General features: G+C 49.5%; 18 protein-coding genes and 2 tRNA genes. 14 read left to right on the plus strand and 6 right to left on the minus strand.

Going from position 1 to position 19614, the window contains the following annotated elements; genetic code table 11:
* Nucleotides 1-72, plus strand: a tRNA-Pro gene (locus FE296_RS13415).
* A gap of 12 nt (nucleotides 73-84) precedes the next feature.
* A tRNA-Gly gene (locus FE296_RS13420) sits at nucleotides 85-155 on the plus strand.
* 271 nt (nucleotides 156-426) lie between these two features.
* Here the strand turns inward: FE296_RS13420 and FE296_RS13425 are convergent.
* Both FE296_RS13425 and FE296_RS13430 read right to left on the minus strand, forming a co-directional pair.
* A complete protein-coding gene (locus FE296_RS13425; protein WP_150365238.1) occupies nucleotides 427-1287 on the minus strand; it encodes a hypothetical protein in 861 nt (286 codons plus the stop codon).
* 128 nt (nucleotides 1288-1415) lie between these two features.
* Nucleotides 1416-2342, minus strand: coding sequence for a LysR family transcriptional regulator (locus FE296_RS13430; protein ID WP_124118076.1), 927 nt, complete (start codon nucleotides 2340-2342; stop codon nucleotides 1416-1418).
* 368 nt (nucleotides 2343-2710) lie between these two features.
* Here FE296_RS13430 and FE296_RS13435 point away from each other — a divergent pair, with 368 nt between their 5' ends.
* From FE296_RS13435 to FE296_RS13460, 6 genes are all read left to right on the plus strand, one after another.
* The gene (locus FE296_RS13435) at nucleotides 2711-3727 is read left to right on the plus strand and encodes an ABC transporter ATP-binding protein (RefSeq protein ID WP_124118075.1); all 1017 of its coding nucleotides are present in this window, start codon (nucleotides 2711-2713) and stop codon (nucleotides 3725-3727) included.
* A gap of 73 nt (nucleotides 3728-3800) precedes the next feature.
* On the plus strand, nucleotides 3801-4874 hold the full coding sequence (locus tag FE296_RS13440) for an ABC transporter substrate-binding protein (protein WP_150365239.1): 1074 nt from the start codon (nucleotides 3801-3803) through the stop codon (nucleotides 4872-4874).
* Between the two features lie 88 nt (nucleotides 4875-4962).
* Nucleotides 4963-6633: an ABC transporter permease gene (locus FE296_RS13445; protein ID WP_124118091.1), complete on the plus strand. Its 1671-nt coding sequence runs from the start codon at nucleotides 4963-4965 to the stop codon at nucleotides 6631-6633.
* Entirely contained in the window at nucleotides 6630-8264 is a 1635-nt protein-coding gene (locus tag FE296_RS13450; protein ID WP_223868872.1) for an MBL fold metallo-hydrolase, read from the plus strand. Before FE296_RS13445 ends, FE296_RS13450 begins: the two co-directional genes overlap by 4 nt.
* Nucleotides 8265-8492: 228 nt before the next feature.
* Entirely contained in the window at nucleotides 8493-9722 is a 1230-nt protein-coding gene (locus tag FE296_RS13455; protein WP_150365241.1) for an anhydro-N-acetylmuramic acid kinase, read from the plus strand.
* A gap of 126 nt (nucleotides 9723-9848) precedes the next feature.
* Nucleotides 9849-10688, plus strand: coding sequence for a MurR/RpiR family transcriptional regulator (locus tag FE296_RS13460; RefSeq protein WP_124118089.1), 840 nt, complete (start codon nucleotides 9849-9851; stop codon nucleotides 10686-10688).
* 151 nt (nucleotides 10689-10839) lie between these two features.
* Here the strand turns inward: FE296_RS13460 and murQ are convergent, their stop codons facing one another.
* Nucleotides 10840-11745 (minus strand): N-acetylmuramic acid 6-phosphate etherase, encoded by a 906-nt coding sequence (murQ, locus tag FE296_RS13465; RefSeq protein WP_150365242.1) that lies wholly within the window; start codon nucleotides 11743-11745, stop codon nucleotides 10840-10842.
* Between the two features lie 22 nt (nucleotides 11746-11767).
* Nucleotides 11768-12730: an N-acetylglucosamine kinase gene (locus FE296_RS13470; RefSeq protein WP_150365244.1), complete on the minus strand. Its 963-nt coding sequence runs from the start codon at nucleotides 12728-12730 to the stop codon at nucleotides 11768-11770.
* A gap of 360 nt (nucleotides 12731-13090) precedes the next feature.
* On the opposite strand from FE296_RS13470, the gene FE296_RS13475 reads away from it, so the two are divergent.
* Together FE296_RS13475 and FE296_RS13480 are read left to right on the plus strand one after the other, a co-directional pair.
* The gene (locus tag FE296_RS13475) at nucleotides 13091-14443 is read left to right on the plus strand and encodes an ABC transporter substrate-binding protein (RefSeq protein WP_150365246.1); all 1353 of its coding nucleotides are present in this window, start codon (nucleotides 13091-13093) and stop codon (nucleotides 14441-14443) included.
* Nucleotides 14444-14498: 55 nt separating this feature from the next.
* Nucleotides 14499-15422 carry a carbohydrate ABC transporter permease gene (locus tag FE296_RS13480; RefSeq protein ID WP_124118069.1) on the plus strand — a complete coding sequence of 308 codons (924 nt, stop codon included), beginning with the start codon at nucleotides 14499-14501 and terminating at the stop codon, nucleotides 15420-15422.
* Nucleotides 15423-15553: 131 nt separating this feature from the next.
* Here FE296_RS13480 and FE296_RS34030 read toward each other — a convergent pair whose 3' ends face one another.
* Together FE296_RS34030 and FE296_RS34035 are read right to left on the minus strand one after the other, a co-directional pair.
* Nucleotides 15554-15877: a hypothetical protein gene (locus tag FE296_RS34030; protein ID WP_411860580.1), complete on the minus strand. Its 324-nt coding sequence runs from the start codon at nucleotides 15875-15877 to the stop codon at nucleotides 15554-15556.
* Nucleotides 15858-16145 carry a hypothetical protein gene (locus FE296_RS34035; RefSeq protein ID WP_411860581.1) on the minus strand — a complete coding sequence of 96 codons (288 nt, stop codon included), beginning with the start codon at nucleotides 16143-16145 and terminating at the stop codon, nucleotides 15858-15860. The genes FE296_RS34030 and FE296_RS34035 overlap by 20 nt, the downstream gene beginning before the upstream one ends.
* Between FE296_RS34035 and FE296_RS34040 the strand changes: the two genes are divergently transcribed.
* The 4 genes from FE296_RS34040 to FE296_RS13500 are packed head-to-tail and all read left to right on the plus strand — an operon-like array spanning nucleotide 16144 to nucleotide 19608.
* Nucleotides 16144-16494 carry a carbohydrate ABC transporter permease gene (locus FE296_RS34040; protein ID WP_411860582.1) on the plus strand — a complete coding sequence of 117 codons (351 nt, stop codon included), beginning with the start codon at nucleotides 16144-16146 and terminating at the stop codon, nucleotides 16492-16494. The two genes, FE296_RS34035 and FE296_RS34040, sit on opposite strands and share 2 nt — an antisense overlap.
* Nucleotides 16495-16543: 49 nt before the next feature.
* Nucleotides 16544-17653 (plus strand): ABC transporter ATP-binding protein, encoded by a 1110-nt coding sequence (locus tag FE296_RS13490; RefSeq protein WP_150365247.1) that lies wholly within the window; start codon nucleotides 16544-16546, stop codon nucleotides 17651-17653.
* 48 nt (nucleotides 17654-17701) lie between these two features.
* The gene (locus tag FE296_RS13495) at nucleotides 17702-18412 is read left to right on the plus strand and encodes a hypothetical protein (RefSeq protein WP_150365249.1); all 711 of its coding nucleotides are present in this window, start codon (nucleotides 17702-17704) and stop codon (nucleotides 18410-18412) included.
* The gene (locus FE296_RS13500) at nucleotides 18412-19608 is read left to right on the plus strand and encodes an exo-beta-N-acetylmuramidase NamZ family protein (RefSeq protein WP_150365250.1); all 1197 of its coding nucleotides are present in this window, start codon (nucleotides 18412-18414) and stop codon (nucleotides 19606-19608) included. The genes FE296_RS13495 and FE296_RS13500 overlap by 1 nt, the downstream gene beginning before the upstream one ends.
* Nucleotides 19609-19614 lie beyond the last annotated feature (6 nt).

Raw genomic sequence — 19614 nt, forward strand, 5'->3', positions numbered from 1 at the left:
GGATGTAGCTCAGCTTGGTAGAGCACCTGGTTTGGGACCAGGGGGTCGCATGTTCAAATCGTGTCATCCCGATTTTTTTTATTTGCGGGTGTAGTTCAATGGTAGAACTTTAGCCTTCCAAGCTAATAGCGTGGGTTCGATTCCCATCACCCGCTTCCTAGTAACATATAGAAGAGTCTTTGCTTATAGCAAAGGCTTTTTTGTTTTCTTCTATAAGAAGAGGTGATTTTCAGAAATCAGAGTTTAATGTGAGTAGACAACTCGAGATGAACAGATGAAATAGATAAGCAAAAATCTTAACTGTTGATAAACGTAGAATTACTTAATTAACTGATTTTAATTCGTTCTCTACACCAAAAACAGACAAGTCCCTCTCCTACGATATCCGCAGGAAGAGGAGCTTGTCTGTTTAATTAGAGCCAGCGATTAGTATCTTTCCAAAATAGTCTGTGTCTTCAAGCCATCGGCCGGAATCAGCCAGTTGTTGTTCTCCAGCAATTGCAGCAGTTGGGTACGGAGTCCGGATACGGCTACAGCATCATCGGTTTTGAAAGAGACCTCTACGATATTCTCAATACCTGTACCTGCTGCGTTGCGGATCGGCCATACTTCGAATGTAAGTTCTTGTCCATTCCATGTACCTTCATATCGTTGGAATGTGATCGGACCATATGCACGGGATTGAGTCAGTTGCTGCTTGCCCCAGTTGGAGGAAGTCCAGTTTTTCAATTTGCCTGGAAGCTTGTCCAGTAACATGTTCAAGGCTTCTTTTTCAGAAGGAAGTTGGACACCTGTTGCCTTGGTATCGACTTTTTTGGTGTTGGAGAAGCTCAGGGTTTGTTTGCCATATCCCCAATCGATTTCAGCCTCGTAATTATCATCCGATTGATCAAATCCCTCTTGGTTAGCCAGGGTCAGCGCACCGTTGATGTCGCCATTGATTACAGGGTAGCGCTTTTTATAAGTCAATTCGTAGTTATTCTTGTCATCCTTTTTGCGAAAACGAACGTTCCATCCTTGTTGATCCAATCCGAGAGCATTGGTGTCAAAGTACTCTACGTTAATGTTTCTTGGCGTGGAACTCAGGCCGAGTGTCTGAATCACTTCACTGCGTGGTGTCCCATCTGTATTCAATACAAGTTCCGGCTTGGCCAGAAACTTTACTTCATAAGCAGGAACGGCATTGGCAGCAGCTGAAGCCTGGGGTGCTCCCAGAAATGTCATTCCACTTCCCAATGTTACGATGCTCAGCATCAATGAGGCGGTTACCTTTTTCCACTTTTTCAAAATCAATCACTCTCCTAATCTGGATTAACGTACAGATCCCACTTTATCGCCCGAGTATCTGAAAGCGATTAACGGGGAGCGCACATTGCGTTAACCCTGCATAGATTTGATGAATGGCAAACGATAGTTTATAGCGGATCAGGGCAATCAGCCATAGAAAGGGGGAAGCCTTGACTCACCTCTCGCAGCACTTCTTTGAAGCGGTTTACCTGAACTGAAGGGTGGCGGTCCTTGTTATGTACCGTATAGATATGGCGCGGCGCTTGCTCTCCGGGAATGGGGAGAACCTGAATGAGCCCGTGCTGTTCCTCCCACTGTACCGCCATCCGAGACATGAATGAGACATGCCCCCCGATTAACACGAGCTGTTTGATCGCTTCCAGGGAATCCATCTCAACGGTGCTCCTCAAACGAATGTCATGTTGCGCAAGCCATTGATTGGTTAACCGACGAGTACTGGATTCATTGCCATGTAAGGCAAAAGGAATCTGTGCGATATGATCAGGTGTTAATGCATCCTTCTGGGCCAAACCATGCTGCGGAGAGCAGATTAATACCAAGTCATCTTCACATAACGTCTCAGCTTGCAGCGCGGGTCCGACAAACGGTTCCGAAGAGATCACCCCCAGATCAATCTGATGTCGAATTAACATTTCGCGAATAACAGGTGATGGTTTGACGGATAAGACGATACGAATACCAGGAAATTCCTGAGAAAAGGTATTGAGTATGGCGGGCAGCAGATATGTAGCCGGTACATAGCTCGCCCCAATGTGCAGGGTGCCCCGATAGAGACTATCATATTCCTTCACTACCCGCCTTGCCTCTTGGGTCAAAGCATTGATTTTGACGGAATAGTGGAGCAAAGCCTGACCGGCTTCGGTTAAAAATGTCTTTCCACTGCGCGATTCGAATAATCGCACGCCCATCTCTTCCTCCAACGACTTCATATGAAATGTAACTGTAGGTTGCTTGATCCCCAGTAACTCGGCCACGCTTGTCATGTGATGATGCTTGTCGATCAGCTCAACAATTTGCAATTTGATCAGATTCAATGTCTCAACACTCCTCTCACTTCTACTAACCCCAATATATAAGATGATCTAATGTTTTTCATAAAGACGGAGAGTACAGAACCAATCTGAAGAAGCGAAGCGTTCGCCTTTATCCCCGGATTTCTCCCTTTAAAAAGGGAGTATAAGAAATCTGGGGATAACAGCGATCGGAAGATGGTGCTGTAATCGAAGCGAAAACATGAAAATTAATTTAGTTCACCTACTATAGATTTAATCTATGAACATCAACAGAATTCATCTAAAAAGTTAATTCCAATTTTACATACAAGACATACAACTCGCGAAAGCGGACGTTAGACTGAGAACAGTGCAAGAGATCAAGTAACAGAAGACAGGCAGGGATGCTTATGAAATTAGAGATAACGGGAATTCAAAAATCATTTAATCAAACACCCGCACTGCTGCCGACAGATCTAACGCTTGAACATGGAAAGTTCACGACACTGCTTGGCCCGTCGGGCTGTGGCAAAACAACACTGCTCCGCATGTTGGCCGGGCTGGAACAGCCGGACGCGGGGGAGATTCGTGCAGATGGTCAGTGTATCTACTCTGCGGCGAAGCGGATTGATATACCGACATACAAGCGTAATCTGGGCATGGTGTTTCAGGATTTTGCATTATGGCCGCATATGACCGTATACGAAAATGTAGCGTTTGGCCTGAAGGCCGGAAAACAGAAATCCGATCTACGGCAAAAGGTGAACGAAGCACTTGGCATGGTCCGCCTGCAAGGCATGGAAGATCGATATCCTCATCAGCTGTCTGGTGGACAGCAGCAACGAGTTGCTTTTGCCAGAGCCGTAGCGGTCAGACCTGGTGTGATCCTGTTCGATGAGCCACTGAGCGCACTGGATGCTGTACTCCGGGAAGAGATGCGGATTGAGATGATGTCCTTGGTACGGGATATGGGGCTGACTGCGCTGTACGTCACACATGATCAGATTGAGGCGATGTCGATGTCGGATGAGATTGTGGTGATGCAGAAGGGGCAGATATTGCAAAAGGGAAGCCCGGAAACGATCTACTCGGCGCCAAGTGATCCGTATGTCGCTTCATTTATCGGAAAGTCCAACTGGCTCACGCCTAATCAATCGATGGTGCGACCAGAGCATGTCACCTGGAACAAAACAGGTCATGATGATCTGTGTTATCCGGGGACGGTACTTAGTGTCAGCTATGTAGGTGAACGTTATGAAGTACGAGTGCAGATGGAAGGGCTGGGCGTATGGACAGCCTATATGAACCAAAGGGCGCGCGTCGGGGAGCGGGTGCAGCTCTATGTAACCCCTGAGCGGATATGCCGAATGGACGGTTATGACCACCCGAGTATGAAGCAGAACGAAGCGATCGCAGTGGCATATTAAATTGGTGAACAAGCACGCAGTTGTAAGCAGGAGTACACATTTTTTTATAAGAAACCAGGGGAGATGGACGAATATGTTGGGTATGAAAACACGGAAAAAGAGCGCAATGCTGTTATTAACAGCGGTAATGAGTATCAGTTTGTTCGGATGTAGCACAGGGAACTCAACCACAGGCAACGCGGCACAACCCGCCGGTGAAGGAAACACAGCAGCGGCGGCGGAAACAACGAAACCGGCTGGTGGCAAGCTTGTCTTGTACAGTGCTGGTCCACAGAAGCTGGCGGATAACATCGTGAGCGGATTTACGGACAAAACGGGAATTGAAGTCGAGATGTTCCAGGGAACGACAGGCAAAATTCTGGCTCGTATGGAAGCAGAGAAATCCAATCCGGTTGCAGACGTTGTAATCCTGGCCTCTTTACCTTCCGCACAGGCTCTGAAAGCCGATGGACTGACTATGCGATACCCTGAAGCAGCCAATGCAGACAAGCTGAACAAGGACTGGTCGGATGCAGAGGGCAACTATTTTAGCAGCAGTGCTTCCGCACTGGGTATTGTGTATAACACCAAACTGGTATCTACACCACCAACAAGTTGGGCAGATCTTGCTACGCCTGCATGGAAAGATGCAGTGAACATTCCCGACCCTACATTATCAGGCTCAGCACTCGACTTCATCACAGGATACCTGAGTGCGAATGGTGAAAAAGGTTGGGATCTGCTGAGTGCCTATAAAGCCAATGGTGTAGCGATGGCAGGAGCCAATCAGGAAGCCCTTGATCCGGTCATTACGGGTGCCAAAAGCATCGTAGCTGCAGGTGTGGATTACATGGCGTATTCCTCCAAGGCAAAAGGTGAACCACTGGATATCGTATATCCTGAAGAAGGCACGGTAATCAGCCCAAGACCGGCAGCAATTCTGAAATCCAGTCCGAATGTAGAGAATGCCAAAGCGTTCATCGACTACTTGTTGTCTGATGAAGCACAGAAGCTTGTTGCAGATGCTTATCTAATCCCGGGCCGCGAAGACATTGAAGCGACTAACCGTGCCAATGTGAAGGATATTCCACAACTTAAAGTGGATTGGAACTGGATGAGCGAACATGGCGAAGAGACAGCAGCGCGTTTTTCCGAGACGTTTAAGTAAGAAACAATAGGATTGAGACAATTAGGCAAAAGGAATACCTGCTGTCTGTGGAAAGTCATGTGAGGTGAACGTAGTGAAACCTGTTGGAATGGACAACAACCGAATTTTTCGGAGAGTGGGCGTGATTCTGGCCCTCTTTCTGCTGACCATAAGCATTGGCGTGCCGCTCTTGCTGATCTTCTGGCAAAGTGTGTATGTGAACGGACAGTGGGACTGGATGGCACCGATTCGCACGATTACGGGTCATCATCTATCAGGTGTGTTGCTGAACTCCGTCTGGCTTGGCATCTGCGTTGTAGCGGTAACCACGCTGCTGGCGCTGCCGCTGGCCTGGATGATGGCGAAGACTCGGATGGGCGAGCATCGCTGGGTCGATGTAATCCTGATGATTCCGTTCATGACCCCGCCGTATATCGGATCGATGGGCTGGATTCTGTTTATGCAAAAAGGGGGATATCTCCAGCAGTGGGTGCCCTCATCTGCAAGTTGGAGTGAGCTGTTCTTCAGCTTCTGGGGCATGGTGCTCATCATGAGCTTGCACCTGTTCCCGTTCCTGTATCTGCTGCTTCGAGATGCGTTGATCCGCATCGGCGGCAATCTGGAAGAAGCGGGGGCTGTGCACGGTGCACGTGCAGGGTACCGTTTCAGACGCATTATTTTACCCTTACTGTTGTCGTCCTACGGCATGGGGATCATGCTGGTCTTTGTCAAAACGATTGCGGAATTCGGAACACCGGCAACCTTCGGGCGCAAAATTGGCTATTATGTCATGACCTCCGAAATTCATAAGTACATTTCCAGTTGGCCGATTGATTTCGGCAAGGCGACTTCGCTGGCATCGGTGCTGTTGTCCGTCTGTCTGGTGATGTGGTATATGCAGTCTGCCATGAGTCGAAAGTTCACGTATCGTCTGGTTGGTGGCAAAGGGCAACGTTCGAAGCGATATTCTCTTCGTGGAGGAGCAGGTTGGTTGTGTGGGGTGTATCTTGTAATCCTGTTGATCCTGTCGATAGGTATCCCGTATTTCTCCATCATCGCCGCTTCGACCATGAAACTACGGGGATCAGGAATTGCATTTGATAACCTGACCTTGGATCATTACAAGGAGCTGTTATCTTGGGGATCGGTGAGTATGAAGGCCATCGGGAATAGTCTGGGATTATCCCTCGCGGCTTCAACCGTTGCTGTTATTATCGGTACGGGGTTTGCGCTCGCGATCGGCAGATCATCTTCATTCATGCAGCGTGTGATTGACTTGTTCAGTCTGTTGCCTAATACGGTGCCAGGTATCGTGATGGTTGTAGGTCTGATTCTCTTCTGGAACTCCCCCTGGATGCCAGTCACGTTGTATAACACCTACGGCATGGTTGTTCTCACGTACGTTGTTCTCTTCTTGCCTTACACCGTGCAGTATGTAAAATCGAGCTTTACCCAGATTGACGGAACATTGTTCCAGGCTGGGCAAGTGTTTGGCGGGAAGCCGCTGTACATTCTGCGGCGTATCCTGATCCCACTGATCCTGCCCGGCATGCTGGCGGGCTGGATGATGACCTTTACGATTGCTACCCGAGAGCTGGTAGGTTCGTTATTGATTCTTCCGCCGTCCATGCAGACGTCAGCGACGTATATTTTTGCCCAGTTTGAACAAGGTCAGGTGTCACTCGGAATGGCGATGGCCGTAGTTACCGTAGGCATGACGGTGCTCATGCTGCTTGGAATTGAACTGCTGAATTCAAAGAGAAAGTGGAATGCATCATGATCAAACTGAACGTATGGGGCGGTGCAGGGGAACATGGACGTTCCGCCTATCTCCTGAGCGGGAGCCGGTTCCACCTTTTGCTGGATTGTGGTGTCAAAAAAGAAGGCATGGGCCAGTATCCGCTGATTGATCCGGAGATTGTACCACAACTGGACGCGGTCCTCTTGTCTCACGCCCATGAGGATCATTCGGTCGCTATCCCTTTGCTGTATAAGATGGGCTACAAGGGTGAAGTGTGGACGACAAGGGAGACGAGGGAGCAGTTGGGTACGTATTTTCGGGCATGGCGCAGCAACATGGAACGAGCAGGACATGTAATACCATATGACAAAGCTGATGAGCAGCGTATTCGATACAGGTTCCTAGAGAATGAAGCAGAGCGAGGCCATTGGTTTGAAATTATACCTGGGGTGGCGGCAGTCTGGGGGCGTAGCGGGCATCTGGCGGGTTCGGTCTGGTTCGGTCTGGAGATGGAGGGCAAGCGGGTTCTGTACTCCGGCGATTATACGTCCGAGTCCATGCTTCTACAGTATGACGATGTGGCCGACGGATTCCGGCGGGCAGACCTGAATCGCCATAGCCGCGTATGGGCTGTTCCTGTTCCAATTCAAAGCCTTCAGGATATGTCCAACTCCAACGCGCCCAATGCAAAAACGGATGCGAACAGCGAACAGGCCAGCGAGTTGGTAATGGGCCAAGCTATGGGACAAACGCTGGTTGATCAAGCAGTATATGCTCAGACCCTTGCTGCTACAGGATCTACCGGATCAGAGACAGCACTAAGCTCATCTGCAGTGATACACAGCAACATCCTTACCGAGCAAATGCACATGAGAGAAAGTATAGAAGCTATGGCATCCATGTCTAACTCATCCCAGGTTAAGCTTGATCTGGCGATCGTGGATGCTGCCTATGGTACGGACCAGGATACGCAGGCCGATAAACTGCAACAACTGGAGAGCGCGATCAGCAGTGCGATTACTCGGGGAGGCAAGGTGTTGTTACCCATGCCTGCAGTGGGCCGTGGCCAGGAGATGATCCTATGGGCACAGCAATGTTTTCAGGACATTCCCATTATAGTGGAACAGAAACTGGTGGATGGGATGACTCAGTTACATCGTGTTCCCTATTGGCTCAGGAAGGGAGAACTGACTCAGGAAGGTTCGCCTGCGGACAGCATCAATCATTTTCTGAGCGGAGAAGGTTGGGCAAAGACATCTACCGAGGAAGAACGTCTGCAGTTGCTGGAACAACATCATGCTTCCCTATGGTTTGTACCGGACGGCATGATGCAGTCCTCACTTGCACGTTGGTACTATGAGAGATGGGCATCGGATGAAAAAAATCTGATTCTGCTCACCGGGCATGTTGCTGCCGGAACTTTTGCCCATGCGTTATTGAAAAATCCGGAAGAGTATGGCAAATGTGAAGTTAAGAAATTGCGTTACAAAGTTCATCAGGGTTGGAGGGATGTCGAGCAGATGTTGGGCCGGATCTCGGCACGTCATACGGTGCTTGTGCATACTGACCTTATGGAGACGGAACGGTTGAGACAAGGTTTGCTTGATGAAGGCTCATCTCTGGAAGCTAATATCTATGCGTTGTCTCCAGGAGATGAGTTATCCTTTTAAAAGGGGGTAAGAATGAACAGGTTTTCGCTGAGGGCGAGAGCCTGTTTTGGCGTGCCGTTCTTGCCTTCATATCCGTAAGAGTGGGAAAAGATATATAGAGAGTGGTTAACCTTTATATGTTGTAATTTAATTTTACATATAGTTTGACTTGTGAAATTTTATATCATATACTGGGTAAAATGTTGGCAGATGACGTGATCATCGGGTCTTGCAGGAGGTTGGAAATGGATGGATACAGGCAGCTATCCGATGTGGGAGAAGTATCGTTTGAAGCAGGAGCATCTGGTCATCGGACTAATGTCAGGGACGTCTCTGGACGGAACAGATGCGGCGCTGGTGCGTATTCAAACCGATATGAGCGGGGCATTACAGCAGATCGAGCTGGTTGATTTCGTATGTGTGCCGTATTCGAATGGATTGAGAAACGTACTGATCCGATTATGTTCACCGGGGACAGCTCGTATCGACGAGCTGACAGCCGCGCATTTTGGTGTATCGGAGTGGTATGCGCATAGTGTTACGGAACTGATGCGGTCTGCCGGTATCTCAACGCAGCAGGTGGATGTGGTTAGCATGCATGGACAGACGGTATGGCATGCTCCTGTAGCATCTGCATTTCCAGGGCCAACGGGGGCAAGTATTGATGTGGTATCGACCTTGCAGATCGGTGAATGTGCTGTCGTTCGAGAACGGACAGGACTGCCAGTGATTGGCAACCTGCGAGCAAGGGATATGGCAGCTGGTGGGGAGGGTGCTCCGCTTACGCCTTATGCGGATGCTCTGATGTTCCGCAGTCCGACGGAAGGGCGGCTGGTGCAGAATATCGGCGGCATTGGCAATGTAACGGTGCTTCCATCCGAGTCATCTACCGAAGGTATTTCGGCTTTTGATACGGGACCGGGCAATATGGTGATGGATGCCATTGTGCGGCAGGCAACGGATGGGCGGCAGCATTATGATCCGAGTGGAAGCATTGCCGCACAGGGGAAGGTCGATCAGGGTCTGGTAGACCTGTGTTTGGAGGATGAGTATTTCAAACGACTACCGCCGAAAAGTACCGGGCGGGAAGTATATGGCGCCGCTTATGCAGTGAGACTGATGGAGATGGCCGCAGCACGTTCCTTAACGCTGGAAGATACGCTGGCTACTGCCACCTGTCTGACCGCGGAGACTATCGTGCGTGCAGTGAAGGATTTTATCCTGCCCAAGGTCCACATATCGGCCATGCTCGCCTGCGGTGGTGGCACTTCCAATGCCACGTTAATGGAGATGATCCGTCATAGACTTCCGAAAGATATCCGTTTGGAACGAACAGCAGATTACGGCTTACCGGATGATGCCCGGGAAGCCATTGGATTTGCTTTACTTGGCCATGAGGCACTTATGGGCAGAACCAATACACTCCCGGCAGTAACTGGCGCGAGAAACGCCGTAATCTCAGGCAACCTGACACTTTAGTAAGACCTGACCTTCGAATGGAGTTCAGTTATGGAAGGACGAGGAATTCAATTAGACGCGAGTGAAATTATAAGATAAAATGCTTGTACATGAATGCAGTATGGAAAGGAGGAGCGAATGGAGAGCATGAAAGGTGGACTTGTACGTTTACGCGCATTAATGGATGACCTGACCCCATCGGAACGGAAGATCGGAGCTTATATTCTCGATCACCCACAAGAAACCGTCCAGTCATCGGTGGCACAGTTGTCCGAACGCAGCGGGGGCAGCCCGGCAGCTATTATTCGTCTCTGCAAATCGTTGGGGGTAGCGGGCTTTCAGGAACTGAAGCTTAAGATCGCCGGAGATTTGCAGACGGATGAGCAATATAATTATACGGAGATTCGTCCCCAGGACTCCATGGAGAGCATTATTCAGCATGTGTCCGCAAATAATATTCAATCGGTGAAGGATACGGTTCATATTCTGGACCCACGTATGGTGGAAAAGGCTGTGGATGTACTTCATCGGGCGAACCGGATTTTTTTCTATGGGGTAGGGGCCTCGAACCTGATTGCGCTGGATGCACACTACAAGTTCATGCGAATCAATCGCACAAGCTTTTCTTTCACCGATCCACATATGCAGATTTCGTCCGCAACGACGCTCCGCGAAGATGACGCAGTGGTATGTATCTCGTATTCAGGAGAGACATCGAACGTGATCTCCTGTCTGAAGCATGCTCGTGAAGGCGGCGCTGCAACGATTAGCATTACCAAGTGGGGCAGCAATACGCTCAGCAGTATGGCGGATGTGCCCCTGATGATTACGTCCACCGAAAGTGATATTCGGAGTGGAGCAACTTCGTCACGGATTGCACAGTTGAACGTGATCGACATTTTGTATCTGGCGATTGCCAGCCGCGACTACAACCAGTCGGTGGAGTATTTGGAGAAGAGCCGGCAGGCTATTCTGGAGCATAAATGAAGTAGAATCATATGAATCCCCTTTCTGTTTATCATACAGGAGGGGATTTTTTGACGTGAATGATATCCGCTTTTCGATAAAAAAAGCCCAAAAAAGAGCCTAGACTGATGTCAGGCTCTTTCAACTTCAAGGACGATGCGCCCTGATTGGTTCAGGAAGGACCGGCAATGGCGCTGCGTACAAATCCGTCAGCCAGATCCAGTCTTCGCTGAGCTTCCACGGCGTCCACACCAGCCATCAGCATGACGATTGCCGTTTTTACATGACCGTCTGCACTGGCAAAGGCCTGTTCAATGTCCGCTTCATTCGCTCCGGTTGCCAGATGGATCATGCGTTTGGCCCGATGGACAAGCTTTTCGTTCGAAGGATTCAGATCGACCATGAAATTACGGTAAACCTTGCCCAGACGAATCATGGCGGTAGTGGTGAGCATGTTCAGAATCATTTTCTGGGCGCTGCCTGCCTTCATACGTGTTGAACCCATGACAACCTCTGGACCGACAACAGCCTCGATGCTTACATCAGCCAAAAGGGTCATCGGCGTACCTGCGTTGTTACTCAGGCTGATCACCGTAGCTCCGATCTCCCTGGCGTGTCTCATCGCACCCAGCACATACGGCGTTCGTCCACTGGCTGCAATGCCAACCACGACATCGTTTTCGTCTAATCCATGTTCATCAAGGTCCGCCGCTCCCAATTCCTCACTATCTTCAGCACCTTCAACGGGGTCCTTCACTGCCCGGAATCCCCCTGCAATAATACCCTGCACCATGGAGGGAGGGGTTCCATAGGTAGGCGGACATTCCGAAGCATCAAGTATCCCCAATCGTCCACTGGTGCCTGCACCTACATAGAATAGCCTGCCGCCAGACTGAAAGGCCTCCAAGATCCGATCCGCTGCTTGGGCAATGACCGGAATCAGGGGTTGAATAAGCTCTGCAATCCGTTGATCTTCCTTATTGATCAGTTCCATAATTTCTGCCGATGGCAATTCATCTATATGATCCGTTAGTGGATTGGGTTGTTCTGTTACTAATGAGTTCAACATGTGATTCATCTGTACGGCCTCCTTCTCTCTTTTAAAATGATACATTCAGGGAACGGCGTCTTCTTGCCAGCAGTGCTGCACCTACCGATGGAGCAGGGGCATCTTCACGATATACAAATTCCAACTCTCCATAATATCCCGATAACTTCTGGATAAATGTATTTCGGAAAAGTGCTGCGTATCGAAACAGCGACCCGGACAGGACAACCTGAGTAGATGCAAATTCGGGATGACGGGCAATCAGCGCTTTGGCGGTATCCGCCAATTGTGCGGCCTCATCGATGATTAGTGCCCGGGCAGCCTCGTCCCCGGATTCAGCTGCCTCTATAGCAAGGCGGGCGATGGATGCTGTCTCGCTTTTGCCCCAATTCGTCTGATAGACCAGCGACTTTAGCTCCGATATATCCCGAAGGTTCAGTTTCTTTAGAAGAAGCGGGGTTAAACGGGTTGGAGGAAGAACACCATCATAGCTCTGCATGACCACTTGGAGTGCACGTTGTCCAATACGATAGCCGCTCCCTTCATCTCCTAGCAGATGACCCCAGCCTCCTGCACGGTATCGTTCTCCTTCCAGCGTAAATCCGTACACGATGGACCCTGTTCCAGAGATGCACAATACACCGTGAGTATGTCCGAGAGAGGCCATCAGGGCAATCTCTCCTTCGGATACAACCCAGACAGGGCAGCTTTCTGATCCCTGTCGATTACGACTCTTCATATAGTTATTTACTGCGTCGGCTATAAGTTGCCGTTCTTGCACGGTATCTACACCTGACATACCGAGGCATATACCTTCACAATTTGTCGATAAATCACTTTTTAGATTGAATAGCTGTTCCAGCACTCGTTGCAGTTCGGAAAGGGCCTGTTCCAGGGGTACGCTGTGAGGATTCGTGGGGCCTCCGCTGAGCCGGGCGAGAATCTCGCCAGATTCAGAAATGATTGCTGCATCAGTATTGGTACCGCCTCCATCTACGCCAACATATACTCGCAAAGTGGCTCACCTCGATTGCTTGAGTTTTCTTTTTACATAGTATAGAGGCATAAAATGAAAAAGTAAAATTAAATTTTATATTAAAAAATAATGTTGAATTTTTATTTCAGAGCTCATATAATGAACTCAATCTACAATTTTGGAAGGAATCAATACTCTTAATGTCAACTAAGTTGACGTTATATTGCATTTAAGAGATTAATCCTGCGTACGTTCAGGTCTAATCCATAAGGGAGGTGCATTTTCCTTACTGCCACGCACAATAGTCTGTTAAGCCGTTTAAGGATGGATGATTTCAAAAGGGGTAGCATGGTTAAGCAATGCAATTATCAGGAGACGACACGTGAAGGAGATGAAGGCATGAAAAAGAAGGGTCTAGTGTGGGCATTGTTGTTGATGATGGTCATGGTTACTGCCTGCGGGAATAGCGGGGGTGCTGCTTCAGATGATCCCAATGCAGAAGATACGGTGACCGTATGGACGTATCCAGTACATGGAACATATGAAGATGAACTGAAGGATCTAATCGTTGATTTCAATAAGGAACACCCGAACATTACCGTGAAGACTGAAATGCTCTCCTGGGCGGAAGGGCCCAAAAAATTCGATGTCGCTCTGAACGCGGGCAATCCGCCGGATCTTTACTTTCATAGTGTAGACGGCACGTATGTGAATACAGGATTGGCACTTGAGCTGGACAGCTACCTGACACCTGAGATCAAGGATGACTATCTGCCAGGTACGCTTGAATTAGGTCAGATCCAAGGGAAACAGTACGGACTGCCATTGTATCAATTCCAATGGGCGTGGGGTGGCAACAAACGTATTCTGGAGGAAGCGGGCATTGACTGGAAATCCATTCAACAAAACGGCTGGACCTGGTCCGAATTCAACGCTGCCGCAGCCAAGATGACCAAAACGCTGGATGGCGGGGCTAAACAATATGCACTGGTTACCGACGGAACCTCGCTTGATTTCATTGAAATGCTGTCCCGAAACAACGGAATGATTGACGTTCTCGATAAAGCTGGCACGTTCCAATGGAATGATGGGCGCATTCTGGACACTCTCTCTTTTATCAAAAACCTGATGGATCAAGGGTATATGCCGAAGGAAACAGCGGCTCTCGCTCCAGCGAAACGGACGGATATGTTCTACGCAGGGGAAACGGCGATCATCTCCAAAGCCATTCCTTATTATGATGTGATGATTCAGAACCGCAATAAGGATATTGATGATGGCAAGGTACAGGGTGAGAAGATTGATTTTGTCCTGCTACCTGTACCGCATAATGATGATCAACCTGCGGCAACAACGATGGGCGGCGAAGGGTATGTAGCCTTCAAACAGAAAAAGGACAAAGGCGAGCAGCATGCCAAAAATACGTTCCTGGTGATGGAGGCGCTCAGTGGTGCCAAAGCAGGGAACTCCGCCAATGAATTGGCTCTTCCATTCGTAAGACAGTCCCAGGTGGATCTGTTTAAAGGAAAAGAACTTGGTCAAGCCGATAATCTGGCTGCTGCGAAGGTCATGGCAGAGGATATTGCGATGCCGGTTGTACTGGAACTGGATATCGACAAAGCATCTCAGCAAAAACAATTCAAGGAACAAGTAGTGAAGCCTAACATTCAGGCGCTGTTCTCGGGTGAGAAAACGCCGGAGCAGATCGCAGAAGACTTCAAGAGCAAAGGCCAGCAGATGTTCGGACAATAACGTGGACAATCAAACATAATGTATAACCACACTGATTAGGAGAGGAGGATTCGCCATGCAGACCGCCCTTGCGCCAAAACCGTCTGCGCCCCGGACTTCCCGGGCTGCCCGGTTTTGGCGAGATTACGGGTGGGCGTATTTGTTTATTTTGGCGCCTGTCCTGCTGTTTCTCATTTTCACACTGTACCCCGTTCTGACGGCTCTTGTGATGAGCTTCCAGAAATACAACATTATGAACTCGACGTGGGTTGGATTGGATAACTACGAGCGACTGGTGAAAGATGAGACGTTCTGGAAGTCGATTAAAAATACACTCATCTTTACCGTAGGTACGGTACCGGTCAACATTCTCATTACCTTTGTACTGTCCTATTTCATCTATCAAATGAAAAGCAAATGGCAGACATTTTTCAAAGCTACCATGTATCTGCCTGCGGTAGCCTCCGGGGTGACCATCTCCATCGTATGGCTGGCGATCTTTGACCCGACGGATTCAGGACTGCTGAACCGCTTCCTCGGCCTGTTCGGCCTTGATCCGGTAATCTGGCTGGGTCAGTCAGGAACGGCACTATTTTCACTCATTCTGATGAACTGGCTCGGATCGCACGGAGCGGGCATTATTCTGTATCTGGCAGCCATGGGCGGTATTCCGAAATCCCTGTACGAAGCGGCAGATATTGATCATGCCAGCGGCTGGACCCAGTTCAGCAAGATTACATGGCCGCTACTCAAACCAACAACGCTGTATCTGCTCGTGACAGGTGTGATCACGTCTTTCCAGGTGTTTATCTCGGTATATCTGATGACACAGGGTGGTCCAAACTTTGCGACAACTACAATTGCCTATCTGATCTACGAGACTGCATTCAAGTTCTATGAATTCGGATTGGCTTCGGCACAGTCGTTCGTATTGGCGATTATCATCATTGTCATCTCCGTCATACAGTTCAAATATTTCTCCAGCGATATTGAGTATTAGATGTAGTTCAAAAAGTCCGCTTTTGATTACGAAGGATGCCTAGCGGCATCATCAGCATCGAATATGGAATTTAGCCGAAATGTCCGTTGCTCACGTAGTTTTCCCTACGCTCCGCTACTCCATTTCTAGCTTCATCCCATCTTCTCGGTACTGAAAACCGACCTTTTTGAACACGTACGATTAGAGCACGTTGCATTAAGCATCCGGGGGTGAATGAAATCCATGAAATCAACACAGAAAAAGATACTGCTTGTTGTTGCATCCATTCTGCTGGTGGTCTGGGCGCTGGTGACGGTCATTCCGATGTATTGGATGCTCGTTGGTTCGGTGCAGGATAGTGCGATGTCGGCTTCGTTTAAACCACAGATGATTCCGGAGCAGTTGTCGTTATCACCATATGAGCGCTTTTTTGCCAAAACCGATGCCTGGCGCTGGTTATACAATTCGCTGCTCATCTCGATCATTCTGACCGTAACAAATGTATTCTTCGCCTCCCTGGCGGGATATGCGTTCGCCAAACTGAAGTTTCCGGGGAGTCAGGCGGTGTTCTGGACGTTGCTGGGGACCATGATGATTCCGGCACAGGTGACGCTGATTCCTTTGTACATTCTGATGGTCAACGTGTTTGACCTGGGAGATACGTATACGGCCATTATCCTGCCTGCTGCCGTTAGTGTGGGCAACATTTTCTTCGGGCAACATTTTCTTGATGAAACAGTTCATGTCTACGCTGCCCACATCGCTGATTCATGCGGCACGTATCGATGCATGCAGCGAGTTCGGCATCTTCTGGAAAGTCATTCTGCCGATGGCAAAGCCGGGAATCGCGGTGCTGGCGATATTCACGTTTGTCGCTTCGTGGAACGAATTCTTCTGGCCGTTCCTCATTACCAATTCCAACGAGATGCGTACCATTCAGGTGGGGCTGGCCTCGTTCGTATTTGCCGAATCGACGGATTTCGGTGCCATGATGGCAGGGGCAACGATTGGTGCACTGCCGATGATCATTCTGTTTTTCTCGCTGCAACGTTATTTCCTACAGGGTATTACGATTGGTGCGGTAAAAGGTTAAGTTGAACTGTTAGTTCAGGACAAGCGACAACGTAAAGGGGGATCTACCTATGGCACGCGTGGAGTTTCGCCAAGTGCGCAAAGAATTCAAAGACGATCATAAAGGAACGTTCACGGCTGTGGCCGGCTCGGACTTTGTTATAGAAGATAAGGAATTCGTGGTTTTTGTGGGTCCTTCGGGCTGTGGCAAGACAACGTCACTGCGGATGATTGCCGGACTTGAAAAGCAAACGAGCGGTGATATTGTGATCGGTGACCGGCTTGTTAACGATCTGCATCCGAAGGATCGGGATATTGCGATGGTGTTTCAGGATTATGCACTCTATCCGCATATGACCATCCGTGAGAATCTTTCCTTTGGCCTGAAAAATCTGAAAAAGCCAAAGTCCTACATTGATGAACAGGTACAGAATGCCGCCTCCATTCTGGGATTGGAAGCGATGCTGGAGCGCAAACCACGCGAGCTGTCTGGTGGTCAGCGCCAGCGTGTTGCGGTGGGACGGGCGATCGTCCGTGATCCGCAGGTATTTTTATTCGATGAACCACTGTCCAATCTGGATGCCAAGTTGCGGGTGCAGATGAGGGTGGAGTTGGGCGAACTGCATAAACGTCTCGGTGCCACGATTGTGTACGTGACGCATGATCAGGTAGAAGCCATGACACTTGGGGAACGCATCGTGGTCATGAATCATGGAGATATTCAGCAGGTGGCTTCACCAAAAGAACTGTATGCGAGTCCGCGGAATATGTTTGTTGCCGGATTTATCGGTTCCCCGGCGATGAACTTCATTGATGCGCAGATTGAAGGCACACAGGTTGTCATCGAGGGAGCCTCATTCACCTTGCCGGCGGATGTACTTGCTCGTTTGCAGAGCCATCAGGGCAAGCCGGTGATTATGGGGCTGCGTCCAGAGCATATTTTTGGTGACGACGTCGCTCCGAATATCCCGACAGACCATATGCTGCAGGCGCGAGTTCAGGTTGTAGAGCATCTGGGCTCCGAGAATTTGGTGTATTTCCATTCGGGTGCCCGTACGGTCACGGCCAAGGTTCACCCGGAAACACATGCGTATGTAGGAATGGACAAAAATTTTGTGCTGGACTTGCGTAAGGCGCACTTTTTCGATCCAGAGACGGAGCTTGCGATTGGGCGGGAATAAAAGACGAGGCTTGGCGAAGAAGGAACGGTTAGAAAGGGGAGGGTGAAGATGCGTAAGCTGAGTGAAGTGTTGATCAAGTCAGGTGCAGAAATCTATCGGGATATTATTCCGGTAGCCTTGTACAGTGTCGTTAGCTCCATCATATTGGTTCCCATTCTGATGTTTGCTCCACTGCCGATCGCGGTGCTGCTTCTGGCCTTGATTTATATGCCAATCCTGTTCGGTGTCAGTTATGCCGTACATCACAGGCTGGAACGCAAGGAACGCCGCAATGGGCTTAAGGATATCTGGAACGGAACGATGCATGGATTCATCCCGGGAGGGGCAGTAGGTGTGCTTTTCGCCGTGCTTGGCTTCATTCTATGGTCAACCTGGTGGTATTACGGTGGACAGGGTGGAATTACAGGTACAGCAGTGGGTGTATTCCAGACGTTCTTTGTTCTCATGGCGCTGATGTCACAGTTCTATACCTGGCAGCTTGTTTTACAAAAAAACATGGGCATCCTTCAGGCGATGGGGGAAAGTGTAAAGCTGTTCTTCCGTCACCCGGGGTACACGATGGGCGCTTGTTTTCAGGCCATGTGCCTGACTGCTCTGCTGATGCTGACTGTCGTTGGTTTCGGAGCGCTGTTTGGAGGTATGTTTGCCATCTATCAGCATAAGGTTGCTCTTAATGTGCTGGAGCCTAAAGAAGTGCCTGTCGTAACAGGAGGTAATGATCACCAGCATACAGGCTGGATCAGCCAGGGGAATGTGTAATGGATCGGTTGAATGGGACCGAGCAGATTCCGGCTGTAAAAACGGGAGTTGACCTTCTGTCGAGAGGGTTATCGCATCCATGGTTAACAGGTGCTCGAATCGGTCTAATTACGAATCCGACTGGAATTACAGCAGATTTTGTATCGACCATAGATGTGTGCGCGGGACTGGCTAATGCCGAGCTTACAGCGCTCTATGCCTGTGAGCACGGACTGGATGGAGAACTTCAGGCGGGTGTCAGATTCGGAGACATGCGTCATCCGCGTTTGGACATTCCGGTGTTCAGCCTGTATGGAGATCACAAGAAACCTACGCCTGCAATGCTGGCTGGAGTCGATACGGTCCTGTTTGACATTCAGGATGTGGGCATCCGTTATTACACGTATGTCTCAACCCTGTTCTATATGATGGAGGTCTGCGCTGGAGCAGGCAAACGTATGCTGATTCTGGACCGTCCCAATCCGCTGGGTGGAAACGTTGTGGAAGGCGGTGTACTGAACGCGGGGTATGAATCACTCGTTGGCGCTTGGCGTGTCCCTGTACGTACCGGATTGACGGTAGGTGAACTCGCCCTGATGGTCAACAGCGAGATGGATGTACCTTGCGAATTGGACGTAGTTGCGATGGAAGGTTGGCAGCGTTCCATGAGGTTCACGGATTGTCAGCTTCCCTGGATGTTGCCCTCCCCCAATATGCCTACGCTGGATAGCGTGCAGGTATATGCGGGCACATGCCTGTTCGAAGGCACGAATGTATCGGAGGGCAGGGGCACGACCCGCCCATTCGAGTGGATTGGGGCACCCTGGGTTGAGGGTGAGCGTTTGGCGGAACGATTTCGGGAATACAAGCTGGAAGGTGTGCATGTGCATCCGGTGTACATGTCGCCAACATTCTCCAAACATGCAGGTGAGCTGTGTGGCGGCGTAAGGATCTTTGTAACGGACAGCAGGAAATTCCGGGCGGTAGAGACAGGGCTAGTGCTATTGCATGAACTGGTTTTACTCTATCCGGAGCAATTCTGCTGGCTGGAGCCACCAGAGCCGGGTTCGAGGTACTTTATCGACCTGCTGGCAGGGGGGAAGACAGTTAGGGAAACCATTCATAACCTTACGGAATTCGTTCGTTTAATGGAAGCATGGAATGTACAGGCAGCAGAATGGAAGGAGCGGCGAAAGCCATTTTTGTTATATCCATAAACGGAT

The sequence above is a fragment of the Paenibacillus sp. UASWS1643 genome (assembly GCF_008693195.1).
GTDB lineage: Bacteria > Bacillota > Bacilli > Paenibacillales > Paenibacillaceae > Paenibacillus > Paenibacillus amylolyticus_B.